12 protein-coding genes are annotated in these 14,083 nt (G+C 56.4%); 9 read left to right on the top strand and 3 right to left on the bottom strand.

The features are described 5' to 3' along the window. Window positions 1-82 precede the first annotated feature (82 nt). Window positions 83-1,405: an MFS transporter gene (locus AACY09_RS04285; RefSeq protein WP_339486245.1), complete on the bottom strand. Its 1,323-nt coding sequence runs from the start codon at window positions 1,403-1,405 to the stop codon at window positions 83-85. A gap of 84 nt (window positions 1,406-1,489) precedes the next feature. Then, on the bottom strand, window positions 1,490-3,154 hold the full coding sequence (locus tag AACY09_RS04280) for a GMC family oxidoreductase (RefSeq protein WP_339486244.1): 1,665 nt from the start codon (window positions 3,152-3,154) through the stop codon (window positions 1,490-1,492). A gap of 191 nt (window positions 3,155-3,345) precedes the next feature. Here AACY09_RS04280 and AACY09_RS04275 point away from each other — a divergent pair, with 191 nt between their 5' ends. From AACY09_RS04275 to AACY09_RS04245, 7 genes are all read left to right on the top strand, one after another. After that, window positions 3,346-4,155 (top strand): IclR family transcriptional regulator, encoded by an 810-nt coding sequence (locus AACY09_RS04275; RefSeq protein ID WP_339486243.1) that lies wholly within the window; start codon window positions 3,346-3,348, stop codon window positions 4,153-4,155. Window positions 4,156-4,466: 311 nt separating this feature from the next. After that, a complete protein-coding gene (locus AACY09_RS04270; RefSeq protein ID WP_339486242.1) occupies window positions 4,467-5,846 on the top strand; it encodes an aminotransferase family protein in 1,380 nt (459 codons plus the stop codon). A 224-nt stretch (window positions 5,847-6,070) separates the two neighbouring features. Then, on the top strand, window positions 6,071-7,564 hold the full coding sequence (gene pdxR, locus AACY09_RS04265) for a MocR-like pyridoxine biosynthesis transcription factor PdxR (protein ID WP_339486241.1): 1,494 nt from the start codon (window positions 6,071-6,073) through the stop codon (window positions 7,562-7,564). A gap of 346 nt (window positions 7,565-7,910) precedes the next feature. Next, complete coding sequence (locus AACY09_RS04260) at window positions 7,911-8,072, top strand: hypothetical protein (RefSeq protein ID WP_339486240.1); 162 nt, start codon at window positions 7,911-7,913, stop codon at window positions 8,070-8,072. 57 nt (window positions 8,073-8,129) lie between these two features. Further along, window positions 8,130-9,890, top strand: coding sequence for a sulfoacetaldehyde acetyltransferase (gene xsc / locus AACY09_RS04255; protein WP_339486239.1), 1,761 nt, complete (start codon window positions 8,130-8,132; stop codon window positions 9,888-9,890). Window positions 9,891-10,022: 132 nt separating this feature from the next. Then, complete coding sequence (locus AACY09_RS04250) at window positions 10,023-10,973, top strand: bifunctional enoyl-CoA hydratase/phosphate acetyltransferase (protein ID WP_339486238.1); 951 nt, start codon at window positions 10,023-10,025, stop codon at window positions 10,971-10,973. 55 nt (window positions 10,974-11,028) lie between these two features. Beyond that, complete coding sequence (locus AACY09_RS04245) at window positions 11,029-11,331, top strand: DUF6506 family protein (RefSeq protein ID WP_339486237.1); 303 nt, start codon at window positions 11,029-11,031, stop codon at window positions 11,329-11,331. A 7-nt stretch (window positions 11,332-11,338) separates the two neighbouring features. Here AACY09_RS04245 and AACY09_RS04240 read toward each other — a convergent pair whose 3' ends face one another. Beyond that, window positions 11,339-11,983, bottom strand: a complete 645-nt coding sequence (locus AACY09_RS04240) for a hypothetical protein (protein WP_339486236.1) — start codon at window positions 11,981-11,983, stop codon at window positions 11,339-11,341. Between the two features lie 268 nt (window positions 11,984-12,251). Here AACY09_RS04240 and AACY09_RS04235 point away from each other — a divergent pair, with 268 nt between their 5' ends. Together AACY09_RS04235 and AACY09_RS04230 are read left to right on the top strand one after the other, a co-directional pair. Beyond that, complete coding sequence (locus AACY09_RS04235) at window positions 12,252-13,256, top strand: YeiH family protein (protein ID WP_445323786.1); 1,005 nt, start codon at window positions 12,252-12,254, stop codon at window positions 13,254-13,256. Window positions 13,257-13,277: 21 nt separating this feature from the next. Beyond that, entirely contained in the window at window positions 13,278-14,045 is a 768-nt protein-coding gene (locus tag AACY09_RS04230) for a TSUP family transporter (RefSeq protein ID WP_339486235.1), read from the top strand. Window positions 14,046-14,083 lie beyond the last annotated feature (38 nt).

Genomic DNA, 14,083 nt, shown 5'->3' with positions numbered 1-14,083 from the left:
TGCTTCATGGGATTCAAGCCATTTATAGGCGCAAAAATCCCGCTAACGGCAAGCCGGAAGCGGGACTGATAGCAATATCGGATCAGTGACTCGCAGCCGCTGCCGCAGGCATTTCGGCCTCAGTCGGCGTTGGTTTTTTGCGTTTGCCAATCCACCAAACGGAGTAAGCGCTAACGGCGCCGGCGAATAGCACGTAGAGGCAGGTCGTCCAGGGCTGTCCGTCGCTGCTGCGCATCAAGGCGGTGGCGATCATTGGGGTCAGGCCGCTGGCGAATATCCCGGAAAATTGGTAGACGAACGAGATGCCGGTGTAGCGCACCTTGGCGTCAAACAGCTCGCAAAACAACGCGGCTTCTGGCCCATAGACCGCTGCGTAGAAGATCCCGAGCGGCACCACTATGGCCATCCAGATGGTGAACATATTGCCGTCGCTGGTCATCATCAGCCAGAACGCCGGGAAGGCTGATATTGCGGTAATCAATGATCCCCAGAAATACACCCGGGTTCGGCCAATTCGATCAGACAGCGCGCCAAACATGGGAATGCTGAAACACATCACCACCGCCGCCACCATGACCCCGATTAATGCTTCAGAGCGCGGCAGATTGAGGGTTTGCGTCAGGTAACTGAGCGAGAACACCCCGAACACATTGAAAAACACCCCGTCGATATATCGCGCCCCCATGCCGGCCAGCACGTTTTTCGGGTAGCGCTTCATCATGTCAACAAATGGAATGGCCGCTTCGGCGTTGGCCGCTTTAACTTTGGCGAACTCAGGGCTTTCCATGACATTGAGGCGAATCCAGGTGCCGACAAACACCAGGCCTGCACTGAGCAGGAAGGCAATTCTCCAGCCCCATTCAAGGAACTGTGCGTCTGTCAGAAAATACGACAGCAGGCCGACCACGCCGGAGGCAAGGCACAAGCCGATGGCAAGGCCGATTTGTGGCAGGCTGGCATAGAATCCGCGTTTTTTCTCAGGGGCATACTCAAATGCCATCAGTACGGCTCCGCCCCATTCGCCGCCCAGGCCGATGCCCTGAAAGACGCGCAACAGCAGCAATATAATCGGTGCCCAGATACCGATATGGTCGTAGGTAGGCACCAAGCCGATTAGAAAGGTGGCCACGCCCATGATCATCATGGTCATGATCAGCATGCTTTTTCGGCCGATCTTGTCACCAAAATGTCCGAAAATTACCCCGCCAATTGGCCTGCTCAGAAAACCTACGGCGAAGGTGCCGTAAGCCAGCATGGTGGAAATAAGCGGATCATCACTGGGGAAGTACAGGTGATTGAACACGATGCCGGCAACGACGCCGTAAAGAAAAAAGTCGTACCACTCGATGGTGGCGCCGATGACACTTGCGACTACGACTTTGCGCACGGGATTTGGCGTGGACATGTCAGTATTCCTATGTGTTTGGCTTGGCATCAAAGCCCGCTTGCGGCGATTGGCTCGCAGCGTTGGCTTCAGTGCCCTAGGTGCTCAGACAGCGTGGCAAAGCGCTTCTGAGGGCTGCGTTGGAAGCGCATTTGGCTCAACGCGCGTGGGCCGGACGGCATCTTCAAGAATCATCGCCGAGGCTTTCTCTGCGATCATCACCACCGGCACGTTGGTGTTGCCGGAAACCAGGGTCGGCATAATCGAGCAATCGACCACCCGTAAGCCCTGGATACCGTGAACACGCAAGCGTGAATCAACCACTGCCAGTGGGTCAGAACCCATTTTGCATGTGCCTGAAGGGTGGAAGATGGTCGCACCATATTGGCGACAGAACTCGAGAATCTGCTCGTCACTTTGCTGCTCGATACCGGGCCGGTATTCGCGTTTTATCAGCGCTTTAAGTGGCCCCGTTGCCGCCAGCTTGCGGGTGTAGCGCACGCCAGCTATCACGGTTTGCCGGTCCAGTTCCGTAGACAGGTAATTGGGCTGCATGGCGGGCGGCTGATTGGGGTCGTTGGAAACGATCCGCACATAACCACGGCTTTCGGGCCTCAACTGGCAAACTGACATGGTAAACCCCGAGAACGGGTGAACCTTGCCGCCAGCAGAGTCGGCGCTGAGTGTGCCAAAGTGATACTGGATATCGGGGGTTTTACTCTGTGCAAGCACTTGGGTAAACAACCCTCCCTGATTGATGCCAATGGCCAGTGGTCCGCTGCGGGTAAACAGCCATTGCAAGCCCATGCGCAGTTTGCGCCAGGGCGAGCGCAGCTCGTCATTGGTGGTAATGGGACGGGTGCATTCGTACATGAGGCGGATCTGCAAGTGATCCTGCAGGTTTTCGCCGACGCCAGGCAGCGCCTTGACCAGTGGAATCGAGAACTGCTTGAGTAGCTCGCTGGGACCGACGCCCGAGAGTTGCAGAAGCTGAGGCGATTGCAATGCACCGGCACTTAGAATGACTTCGCGCTGGGCCTGCACGGTCTGCACTTGGCCGTCCTTTTCAAATACAACTGCCTTCGCACGGTTGCCTTCAAACAGCACTTTATGCGCCTTGGCCAAGGAGACTATCGTCAGATTGCTGCGCTTTTGCGCGGGGCGCAGATAGGCTACTGCCGTGCTGCAACGCAGGCCATTGCGGGTGGTTAGCTGGTAATAACCGACACCTTCCTGGTCGCCGGTATTAAAGTCATCAGTACGCGGCACGCCCAGCTCATTGGCAGCGTTAATGAAGCCTTCCGTCAGTGGGTGGCGAGCCTTGATGCTGGATGCAGACAATGGACCTTCGGTACCACGGGTCGGGCCTGGGCCAAGGTCATTGTTCTCGGCGCGGCGGAAGTAGGGCAGTACGTCCTTCCAGCTCCAGCCTGGGTTACCTGATTCAGCCCAGGCATCGTAATCAGCCTGCTGGCCGCGAATGTAGATCAGGCCGTTGATTGAACTGCAGCCGCCCCAGACGCGTCCGCGTGGCCAGTATATGCGGCGGTTGTTCATGCCTGGGTCTGGGTCGGTATAGAACCCCCAGTTGTACACAGGGTGGAACATGGTTTTGGCGTAGCCAATGGGGATGTGGATCCACGGATAACGATCCGGTGGGCCCGCTTCCAGCAAGCAGACGCTGTAACGTCCGTTCTCGCTGAGCCGGTTTGCCAGCACGCATCCAGCAGAACCAGCACCCACTACGACGAAGTCATAGATGAGCGACATTCGAAATCCTCTTTGTTTTTATTAGTGTGAAACCGAACTTCAAAATCAAATTAGAACAAAATGGTCCATTGATGTTGGGCCAGAAATATATTTCGATTGAGTCCAATGCCCTGCTATCACTGGATATTGAGGTTAATTGTTTTATAATCATGCAGTTAATTCAGGGATAGGATTTCAAGGTGATTAAAAAAATGGAACAAAACGTACCAGATAAAGACATTTTGCTGGCTGATATGGATTCCAGCGCCAATCCTGATCGCAGTTTGCGGGCGCTGTTGCTGCTGGAAGCCATTGCCGTGGCTGATGCGCCCCTGTCGCTGGCGCAGTTAGGTCATCGCCTCGCCACGCCCAAGGCCACGCTGCTGCGCCTGTTGCAGGCGCTGGAACGATTGGGTTTCTTATTGCGCGAAGTGGATGAGAAGACCTACTTGCTCGGGCCTCGCGCCAGCCAGCTAGGGCTGCGGCTCATGCGCAACGAGGTGGTCATGCAGCGCCACCGGCTGGTCCTTGAAGCGCTGGTCCAAACCTTGGGCGAGACCTGCAATCTCACGGCGCTGGACGGCTCTCAGGTGATCTATATAGATCGGGTTGAAACCCAGCAACCCTTACGCCTGCATGTCGAGCCCGGCACGCATGTGCCTTTGCACTGCACGGCGAGCGGCAAATTGTTCCTCGCCGAGATGCCAGGCGATGCCCGTCAGCAGCTCCTGCAATCTTTGCCGTTGACGGCACAGACCCCGCGCACAATCACCGACATGGGCCTGCTGCAGGCTGAGTTGGAGCGTATAAACAGCCGCGGTGTGGGGATCGACAGCGAGGAGTTTGTCGCCGGGATGGTCGCAGTCGCGGTGCCGATACGTGATCGAGACGGTCGCTGTGTGGCGGCATTGGCCTGCCATGCGCCGACGGCACGCAAGAGCCTGAATGATTTGATTGAAGGCATCGGCCACATGCAGTCAGCAGCCGAACAGCTGGGGGCAATGTTTAGCCCGGACGCTTAAATAATTGCCGGCAGCTACTGCGCCTAAACGGCCTTGCCATTCGGCTGGCGCAGGTCGCTGAAGCGCCTGCGCGGCCCTCTCCTGCCGGGCGATGGTGCCAGCGATTTTGGTCCAGTGTCGCTGGCGCAAAAGCCCAATGGCCGGGCTGGTACCTCAGGTGGGTAATAACTGGTTCTATCTGCGTGGGCCTCCATCCTCTTAGTTTCGTCATCAGAGGCTGGCTCGGGAACACAGCCTGTTACCGGATGATCGCGGCGCCGCATGGGCAGACGGATCGCTGACAATAATAAGGTTCCACGCAGGAGATTGGCATGAACAGCATGACGAACGAATTTGACGCGGATGAAGTGCTTGCCAGTGATCGCAGCCACGTCTGGCATCACCTGACCCAGCACAAATCACTTGAACACAATGACCCTATGGTAATTGTCGAAGGCAAAGGCATGCGGGTCTGGGACATCAAGGGTAATGAATACCTGGACGGGGTCTCCGGTGGCGTGTGGACAGTTAACGTGGGTTACGGCCGAGAAGTCATTGCCGACGCGGTACGTGATCAACTGGTCAAACTCAATTACTTTGCCGGTTCGGCGGGCAACATTCCCGGCGCGCTATTTGCCAAGAAACTGATTGAAAAGATGCCCGGCCTGAGCCGCGTGTACTACTCCAACTCCGGTTCAGAGGCCAATGAGAAGGCGTATAAGATTGTTCGCCAGATTGCCCATAAAAAATACGCAGGCAAGAAACACAAAATTCTCTACCGTGAACGTGATTATCACGGCACCACCATTACCGCGTTGAGTTCGACAGGCCAGTTCGAGCGCAAGAATCAATACGGGCCGTTCACGCCGGGGTTCGTCGAGTTTCCTCATTGCTGTGAATACCGCTCGCAGTTCGGTGATGTGTCGGACTACGGCGTGCGTGCGGCGCTGGAGATGGAGAAGGTCATTCTGGCTGAAGGGCCGGACACCGTAGGCGCTGTGGTGCTTGAGCCGATTACCGCCGGTGGCGGGGTGATTACCCCGCCAGTGGGTTACTGGGAAACCATCCAGGCGATTTGCAAAAAGTACGACATTCTTTTGCATATTGATGAAGTTGTCTGCGGTCTGGGGCGAACCGGTAAATGGTTTGGTTACCAGCATTACGGTATCCAGCCCGATATTGTGACCATGGCCAAAGGAGTCGCCAGTGGCTACGCGGCGATCTCCTGCACCGTGACCACGGAAGCCGTGTTCAACGCCTTCAAGGACGATGCCGATGATCCCATGGGCTATTTTCGCGATATCAGCACCTTTGGTGGCTGCACGGCAGGGCCTGCTGCCGCACTGGCCAATATGCAGATTATCGAGGACGAAGGCCTGCTGGAAAATGTGACGCAGATGGGCGAGTACTTCATGTCACGGTTGCATGAGCTGCAAGCCAAACACCCTCTGATTGGTGATGTGCGCGGCAAAGGGTTGTTCTGCGGTATTGAGTTGGTTAAAGACCGTCAGAGCAAGGAGCCGGTTGCCGAGGGCGTTGCCATTGCCATCGCGGCGGATTGCATGCGCCAGGGAGTGATTATTGGCCGCACCAACCGCAGCTTTGAGCAGTTCAATAACACCCTGTGTTTCAGCCCGGCATTGATCGCGACCCAGACCGAACTGGATCAGATTATCAATGCATTGGATACCGCCCTTGGACGGGTCGCCTAGGGGTAAGCAGGGATGTTGGCCGGGAGGTCTGCTGCGGCAGGTCGCCCGGTTTTGGCGTTTTGCCCAATGCTGGCTTTCAGCAATCCATGGCCGGATAGTCTTGGGTTAATGTTGGTGCTAGTCTGCCCCGCAGTCATCGCACGCTGGTGCATGGGCGAAGTGGAGTTGCTGGGCTGAGGAATATGGGTTCCAGCATGTGCAGTTACTAGAGCTGAGGCCGCGATATGTTTCATCTTTTTCATTTGTCCGCTGATAAGCCAACTGGCTTGCAACAGCAGTTACGTGAACAGATTGCCCAAGTCATTCTCAATGGCAATATCCCCCTCGACAGCCCACTTCCGTCCAGTCGGAAGCTCGCCAAGCAGCTGAATATCGCGCGTAATACCGTGGTGCTGGCCTACGAGCATCTGCTCGATGATGGCTACCTCGTCGCCCGCGAGCGCAGCGGTTATTACGTCAATCCTGACATTCTCGCGCGTAAGGTCGAGCCGGCGAAAACACCAGCTGATTCGTCCTTCGATGGCGCGCCGGATTGGTCGAGTCGCTTGGTCGTCAAGCCAACCGAACAACGCAATATGAGCAAACCGCGCGACTGGCAGAAATACCAATATCCGTTTATTTACGGCCAGTTCGACCCGGTTTTGTTTCCCACCGCAAACTGGCGTGAATGCTGCCGCGACGCCGTGAGTATTCCGGCGATACGCGACTGGGCTTCAGACCGTTTTGACAATGATGATCCCTTGTTGATGGAGCAGATTCGCACGCGCTTGTTGCCGCGGCGTGGTGTCTGGGCATCGCCTGATCAGATTCTGGTAACGGTCGGCGCTCAGCATGCGCTCTATATGCTTGCTCGCCTTTTGTTGCGCCCCGAAAGCCTGATGGGCATTGAAGATCCCGGGTATATGGATATCCGCAATATCGCCATGCTCAATCCGTCACGGGTGCAGCCCCTGGCTGTTGATGGGCAAGGGCTGGTGCTCAGTGATGAGCTCGATCAGTGTGATTTGGTTTACACCACGCCGAGTCATCAGTGCCCGAGCACGGTAACCATGCCGCTGGAAAGGCGTTATGAACTGCTGCGCCGTGCCAATGAACACAACTTTCTGATTATCGAGGACGATTACGAAAGCGAAACCAACTTCAAGGCCAACCCGATCCCTGCACTCAAGAGCCTGGATAAGAACGACAGAGTCCTTTATGTCGGCAGCCTTTCAAAAACCCTCGCGCCAGGGTTGCGGGTGGGCTATTTAGTCGGTCCAGAACCCTTGATTCGCGAGGCGCGCGCTTTGCGTCGTTTGATGCTGCGCCATCCGGCGGCGAATAATCAACGCTCGGTTGCCTTGTTTCTGGAGCGTGGATATCACGATGCATTGATCATGAGTCTGATGCGGGCTTATCAGGACCGGCATCAGCAAATGGGAGATGCCTTGCGCGAATATTTGCCCGACTCATCCCGTGAGCCGAGTTTTGGCGGTTCCTGTTACTGGGTCAAAGGCCCGGATGGTTTGGATGCTCGTGAGCTGCAAAAACAGGCAGCTGAACATGGGGTACTAATTGAGCCTGGCGACATTCACTTCTATGGCGCTCAACCGCCCTTGAATTTTTTCCGCCTGGGTTACTCATCCATTGCCGCGGAAAAAATTCGTCCCGGCATCAAGCTGCTAGCCGAGCTTATTGAGCAACTCTGCGCAGGTGCATCCGAGAAGCGACTGCACTGACCACAGTCGCGTTCCCTGTGAGCTAGCAGCTACTTTTGCTGCGCCTTAACAACAGCGTACTGGCAGCTAACGTCGTCTGCCGTATGGGCAGGCTGGTCTTTTAAGAAGACGCTTCCAATACCGCGCACCATTGGCCACAGCACCTTGACCCGGTGCTGTGTTGTCGTGCGCGCAGAAAAAGGTGTGACCAGCACTGGCGCAACAACTGGCCCGCAACTGGTTCTATCGGGCTGATCGCTCAGGCTCCTACTCTAGGTCCAGTCCAGCCGAACCTGCATTCACCTTGCAATGCAGGGTTTAGCTGGGTCAGCAGCGCATCACCAGAAAAATAACGGGAGAGATCAACATGCTTAATGGCATCTCGAATCTGATCAACCATCGTCAACAGCACCTGATTATGGTGCCAGTTGCGGCTCCTGTGATGCAGCACCCGAACATTCAAGCAGGGCAATTTGAAGTTGCCGAGTTTCTCGGCTATCTCTGTGCGCCGACGCCGCTCTGCGGCTAAGCCCCGATTAACCGGCGGCTTGGCCGCCGTACCCTAAGTACTGAGAGGAAAGTCGATATGGCACGCATGACACCCAGCGAAGCGCTTGTTGAAACGATGGTCGCCAATGGCGTAACCGATATTTTCGGGATCATGGGCTCAGCTTTCATGGATGCGATGGACATCTTTGCCCCAGCCGGTATCCGGTTTATTCCGGTTGTGCATGAGCAAGGTGCCGGTCACATGGCCGACGGTTACTCACGCGTGAGCGGCCGTCATGGTGTATGTATCGCGCAGAACGGCCCAGGCATCACCAACTTTGTCACCGCCATTGCCGCGGCCTATTGGGCGCACAGCCCAGTGGTGGTCATCACCCCTGAAACCGGCTCCATGAGCCAAGGCCTTGGCGGTTTTCAGGAAGCGCAACAGTTGCCGTTCTTTGAAACCATCACCAAGTATCAGGGCCATGTCGCGAACCCTGCGCGAATGGCTGAACTGACGGCGCGCTGTTTTGATCGTGCCATGCAGGAAAACGGTCCGACGCAGCTGAATATTCCCCGCGATTTTTTTTATGGCGATATCAATGTCGATATTCCGCAGCCAATGCGCATTGAGCGCAGTGCGGGTGGTGAAAACAGTTTGAGTGAGGCAGCTGCCTTGCTGGCGTCTGCCAAGAACCCGGTGATTATTTCCGGTGGTGGCGTGGTCATGGGCGATGCTGTCGAAGCCTGCAAGGCGTTGGCGGAGTACCTGGGTGCGCCGGTGGTGAACAGCTACCTGCACAACGACTCATTCCCGGCCAGTCATCAGTTGTGGTGCGGCCCGCTGGGTTATCAAGGCTCGAAAGCGGGCATGAAATTGCTCTCGCGCGCCGACGTGGTATTGGCCCTGGGTACCCGTCTGGGCCCCTTCGGTACATTGCCGCAGCATGGTATGGATTACTGGCCAAAACAGGCCAAAGTGATTCAGATCGATTGTGATCCGAAGATGCTCGGCCTGGTTAAAAAAATCTCGGTCGGTATCTGTGGTGATGCCAAAGCGGCAGCCGTTAACCTGCTTGATCGCTTGCACAATCTTGATGTGCTGTGCCTTGAAAACAAGGGCGCTCGCGCTGAAGAAATCGCCATGGAGAAAGCCAACTGGGAAACCGAGCTAAGCGGCTGGATTCATGAGAAAGATGAATACTCGCTGGATATGATCAACGAGCAGAAAGGGGAAGATGGCAGCTACCTGCACCCGCGCCAAGTGCTCCGGGAGTTGGAAAAAGCCATGCCGGCTGATGCCATGGTTTCGACCGATATCGGCAACATCAACTCGGTGTCCAACAGCTACTTGCGCTTTGAACAGCCCCGTTCGTTCTTCGCGGCCATGAGCTTCGGCAACTGTGGTTATGCCTTGCCTACCATCATCGGGGCCAAGGTGGCTGCTCCGCATCGTACGGCCATTTCCTACGCAGGAGATGGTGCCTGGGGCATGTCGATGATGGAAGTCATGACCTGCGTCCGCGAGAACATTCCAGTCACCTCAATCGTCTTCCACAATCGCCAGTGGGGCGCCGAGAAGAAAAACCAGGTCGACTTCTACAACCGGCGTTTTGTTGCCGGTGATCTTGAAAACCAGAGCTTTGCCGGTATCGCCCGTTCGATGGGCGCTGAAGGTGTCACGGTTGATCGCCTGGAAGATGTCGGCCCGGCGTTAAAGGCCGCCTGTGAAGCGCAAAAAGCCGGCAAGACCACGGTGATAGAAATCATGTGTACCCGTGAACTGGGCGACCCGTTCCGCCGTGATGCACTGTCCAAGCCGGTGCGTTTCCTTGAGAAGTACAAGGACTACGTTTAGGCCGCACCAGCAATCCGGTGAGTGTGTGGTACGCACTCACCGGTAAGGGTGAAGTCTCTGCTGCGGCGCCTTTGGGCGCCGTTGCAGTATCGCCAGGCATTTATCGTCGGAAAAACAACTGGGAGATAAATTATGTTGAGCACCACTGCGCATGAGTGCCCAGCGTTTCTGCTCAATCGGGCCAAGGCCTTGCCGCGCGTTGTCACGGCGGTGGTCAACCCGGTCAATCTGTTGACCTTGAGCAGCGCCAAGCAGGCCTGTGATGAAGGATTGATCGAGCCGGTTCTGGTTGGCGATATCAGCCAGATACGAGCCTTGGCCGAGCAACTGAATTGGGACTTGCAGGGTTTGCGTTTGGTGCCCGCAGGGGATGAAGCCGAAAGCGCCGCGCTCAGTTGTGCGCTGGCAGGCAGGGGGGAAGCGGGCGCCTTGATGAAGGGTCACCTGCATACCGATACCTTGTTGCGCGCCGTGCTCAAGCGTGATGCCGGACTGCGCACTGCAAGCCGACTCAGCCATGTGTTTCATATGACGGTGCCGGGCAGCGATAAAGCGCTGTCAATTACCGATGCGGTCATCAATGTGCAGCCTTCGATTATCGACAAAGTGCATATTGCGCGTAACGCGATTCGCCTGATGCACGCCTTGGATTATGTGTCGCCACGCATGGCCATCCTTTCTGGTACTGAGGAAGTGAGCAGCAGTATGCCGTCGAGTCAGGATGCAGCCGAGTTGACCAAGTTGGCGGCCATCGGCGCCATTACCGGTGCACGAGTTGAGGGGCCGCTGGGCTTTGATAACGCCATTTCGGCAGAGGCAGCCCGCATCAAGGGCATCAGCGGCCAGGTCAGTGGCAATGCCGATATTCTGCTGGTGCCGAACCTTGAATCGGGTAACTTCCTGTTTAAACAAATGGTCTATTTTATGAGTGCAACAGCGGCCGGCCTGGTCTTGGGCGCGGCGGTGCCGATCATTTTGACGTCGCGAGCGGACCCGCTTGCGGCGCGCCTGGCTTCATGTGCCTTGTCATCCATTTTTACCGAATACTGTGCGCATAGTCCTGAACGGGCCGTCGCGGTTTAATCATTGAACAATTTAATCAGTGAACACTTAATCAGTGAAAAAGGGGGCAGTATCCATGGCTGTGCAACGCTACGGTTTTATTTTCAAGGCACCGGGTATGGATTTTCTAACCCACAACGGTCAGCTCGAATCGGACAGCTTCTCGGCGACGCTGTGCGGTGTGGCTGATGTTGAGCAGGCGGTGATGGTGGCCCTTGAATTGTTGACACGGCACGTGGAAGTGATCGAGCTGTGCGGTGCATTCAGTGCAGATGAAGTGGGCCAAATCCGACTGGCGCTTAACGATAAAATTCCGTTGGGCGTGGTGCAATACAGCGCCGAAGACCGTCAGCGTTTGCAACTGACAGCGTCTGAGTAGACGCCTGCTAGGCGGGGCTTGCTGTAAGCGCTGCCTGCGATTGCCAAGCGCTGAGAACTCGCCGTCGCCACCAGTCGCTGCCTTCAACCAATTGGCGAATCAGGGCCTGCTGTTGGGCATCGCCAGAAAATGTCTGAGGCCGGGGCAGAATCGGCAAGGCGCTGAGTCGCTCCTGACACGCCAAGGGTTGTTCACCGCACAGCAGCGGCAACTGCGGGCATAAATAGAACAATATTCGACTGCTTTGCGCTTGCATTTCTGGCGCTTCGAATAGTGCTTCGCTGGCGCTTTCGAGCAGCTCCTGGGTCAACGCCAGCCCCTCGCTGCCCTGACTTTGGCGAACAGTTGTCCAGCGTGGCGCTAACTCCCGGCGAATAAAACCATCCAGTCGTGCGGCTACCTCATCAGCGCTCAAGCCGTGCATATCCAGTTGGGTGCAGTGCCCAAGAATACGCAGATAGGTCTTGTCGATCAGCGAGCGTCCTGCGTTTTGCCAGCCATAGCCAGCCGCTTTGTGCAGGCTGCCGTAGAAGAGTAAGAGCAGCGAATTTTCGCTGCTGCGCAGGTCATTGCCGCCAGCAAATAGGGGGCTGGGCTGTTGCCACTGGCGGCATAACCGCTCGCTGCTCTCGATCAACTTACGATTGTCCATTGTCACTGCCCTTCCTTCCCGTGTTCAGCAAGCGCGGTCGTGTACAGCTTAGTGCGCTGCACCATCTGCAGTTAGCGCCAGCGCTGCGGTTCGCTTGGGCCAGTTGGATTGGCCCCTAACAAGGCACTGCAGTGGCCCTAATGAGTGGGGCCAGCTTTCACTAGCATCGGTGGTAATGAGCAACCAGCGGGCGTAGGTGAAAATAATGGCAATAAAACAACACCACACGATTCCTCCAGTGGCCATGCCAGTCGATGCCCAGGATGGGGTGTCTGAATCATGGCTAAACCGCCGCACGCAGAAATGCAAACTGGTATTACCCGGTTTATGTATTTCGGCTGTGGTCGGAGTCAGTGCCTCGTTCCTTTCCGAGCATTATGGTGCTCCCGTGATGTTGATGGCGTTGCTGCTGGGAATGGCCCTGGGATTTCTATCGGAAGAGGGCCGGGCCGTTGCCGGGATTCGCTTCACCTCAAGCACCATTTTGCGTATCGGCGTGGCGCTGCTGGGGATGCGTATCACGCTTGAGCAAATCATGTCGTTGGGTGGCACCCTGCTCGCGGTGGTCGTCGGTGGGGTGTTTTTGACCATCACCTTCGGCGTGGTGCTGGCACGTATTCTGGGTCAATCGCGGGACTTTGGCATCCTCAGCGGTGGCAGCGTCGGCATCTGTGGCGCCTCTGCCGCCTTGGCGATTTCAGCCGTGTTGCCGCAGGACAAAAACAGCGAGCGCAATATCATCTTTACCGTGATCAGCGTGACTGCCCTAAGCACCATTGCCATGATTATCTATCCGCCCATTGCCCAGTGGCTCGGGCTTGATGCTCGCCAGGCCGGGGTTTTTCTGGGCGCGACTATCCACGATGTGGCCCAGGTGGTGGGCGCTGGCTACAGCATGTCTGATGAAACCGGAGATACCGCCACCGTGGTCAAGCTGCTGCGTGTAGCCATGCTGGTGCCAATTGTGTTCAGCCTGTCGCTGATGTTACGCAAACGCAGTGATGGGCCGCGTGCTGCTCTGCCGTTGCCGCTGTTTATCATCTTCTTTGTGGTCTTCGTGGCAATCAATAGCAGCGGCATCGCCACACCGACCATTCGCGAGTTTGCGGTGAGTGTCTCCAGTTGGTGCCTGGTGACTGCGATTGCAGCACTGGGGATGAAGACATCGCTGAAGTCGTTACTCGAAGTAGGCTGGCGCCCTGCAACTTTGCTGGTCAGTGAGACTCTGTTTTTGGCGACTTTGATTTTGCTTGCAGTACATTGGATGGGATGAGGTTGATGCGTGGGTGATCAAATGAGTGTGCAAGTGCACCTGATGTTTCTGGGCTGTGTGCTGCTGGCCACCTTGGCTCAGAATCTTACGGGATTTGCCTTTGGCTTGATCCTGCTGGGCATGGTCGCCTCGTTGCACATCGTTCCACTTGGCGACGTGGCAATTATTATCAGCATCCTCACGGTCGGCAACGCGCTGGTGACCCTGGGTGGCCCTAAACCTGAGCTTGATCGCGGCGTATTGATGCCAGTCTTGCTGAGCAGTCTGCTTGGCGTGAGTCTGGGGATGTGGGGGCTAGGCGCAATGAATGAGTCGCAGATGGCGTGGCTGCGGCTCTTGCTCGGTTGTGTGATTGTGATTGGCAGCCTGTTGCTGGTGGTGCAAAGCAAGCCTCAGGCGCGCGTATCGGGGCAGCCTTCATTCTGGTTGTCAGGCGGGCTGTGCGGGCTGCTGAATGGGCTGTTCTCCAGCGGTGGTCCCCCTCTGGTTTATCACCTCTACCGCCAGCCATTGGGCTACGAGGTAATCCGCAACACCTTGATTACCGTCTTCGCGGCCAATGCCGTCACCCGCCTGGGGTTGGTCACCGCCCAAGGACAATTGACTCTACCTGTGCTCTGGCTGAGCCTGGAAGCCTTTCCATTGGTTTTTGTGGTGAGTATTCTGATGCGTCGCTTCCCGCCCAAGCTATCGCTGCGCGCAGTGCGGTGGCTGGTATTCGGCCTATTGCTGCTCGCTGGAGGCGGTTTGATCAAGGATGCATTGCCGAGTGTACTGATGCTTACTTAACCCCAACCCATGTTGTGTCATGGGTTGGGACAGCGTGC

The sequence above is a fragment of the Pseudomonas sp. EL_65y_Pfl2_R95 genome (assembly GCF_963971045.1).
Taxonomy (GTDB): Bacteria; Pseudomonadota; Gammaproteobacteria; order Pseudomonadales; family Pseudomonadaceae; genus Aquipseudomonas.
Note: the sequence above shows the minus strand (reverse complement) of the source record. Positions and strands in the feature narration are given on the sequence as shown.

What these genes read in the sequence shown, in the direction of transcription:
- AACY09_RS04285 (WP_339486245.1), bottom strand. Translation starts at nt 1,405, where the DNA reads ATGTCCACGCCAAATCCCGTGCGCAAAGTCGTAGTCGCAAGTGTCATC.
- AACY09_RS04240 (WP_339486236.1), bottom strand. Translation starts at nt 11,983, where the DNA reads ATGGACAATCGTAAGTTGATCGAGAGCAGCGAGCGGTTATGCCGCCAG.
- AACY09_RS04245 (WP_339486237.1), top strand. Translation starts at nt 11,029, where the DNA reads ATGGCTGTGCAACGCTACGGTTTTATTTTCAAGGCACCGGGTATGGAT.
- AACY09_RS04270 (WP_339486242.1), top strand. Translation starts at nt 4,467, where the DNA reads ATGAACAGCATGACGAACGAATTTGACGCGGATGAAGTGCTTGCCAGT.
- AACY09_RS04250 (WP_339486238.1), top strand. Translation starts at nt 10,023, where the DNA reads ATGTTGAGCACCACTGCGCATGAGTGCCCAGCGTTTCTGCTCAATCGG.
- AACY09_RS04280 (WP_339486244.1), bottom strand. Translation starts at nt 3,154, where the DNA reads ATGTCGCTCATCTATGACTTCGTCGTAGTGGGTGCTGGTTCTGCTGGA.
- AACY09_RS04275 (WP_339486243.1), top strand. Translation starts at nt 3,346, where the DNA reads ATGGAACAAAACGTACCAGATAAAGACATTTTGCTGGCTGATATGGAT.
- AACY09_RS04230 (WP_339486235.1), top strand. Translation starts at nt 13,278, where the DNA reads ATGAGTGTGCAAGTGCACCTGATGTTTCTGGGCTGTGTGCTGCTGGCC.
- xsc (WP_339486239.1), top strand. Translation starts at nt 8,130, where the DNA reads ATGGCACGCATGACACCCAGCGAAGCGCTTGTTGAAACGATGGTCGCC.
- AACY09_RS04260 (WP_339486240.1), top strand. Translation starts at nt 7,911, where the DNA reads ATGCTTAATGGCATCTCGAATCTGATCAACCATCGTCAACAGCACCTG.
- pdxR (WP_339486241.1), top strand. Translation starts at nt 6,071, where the DNA reads ATGTTTCATCTTTTTCATTTGTCCGCTGATAAGCCAACTGGCTTGCAA.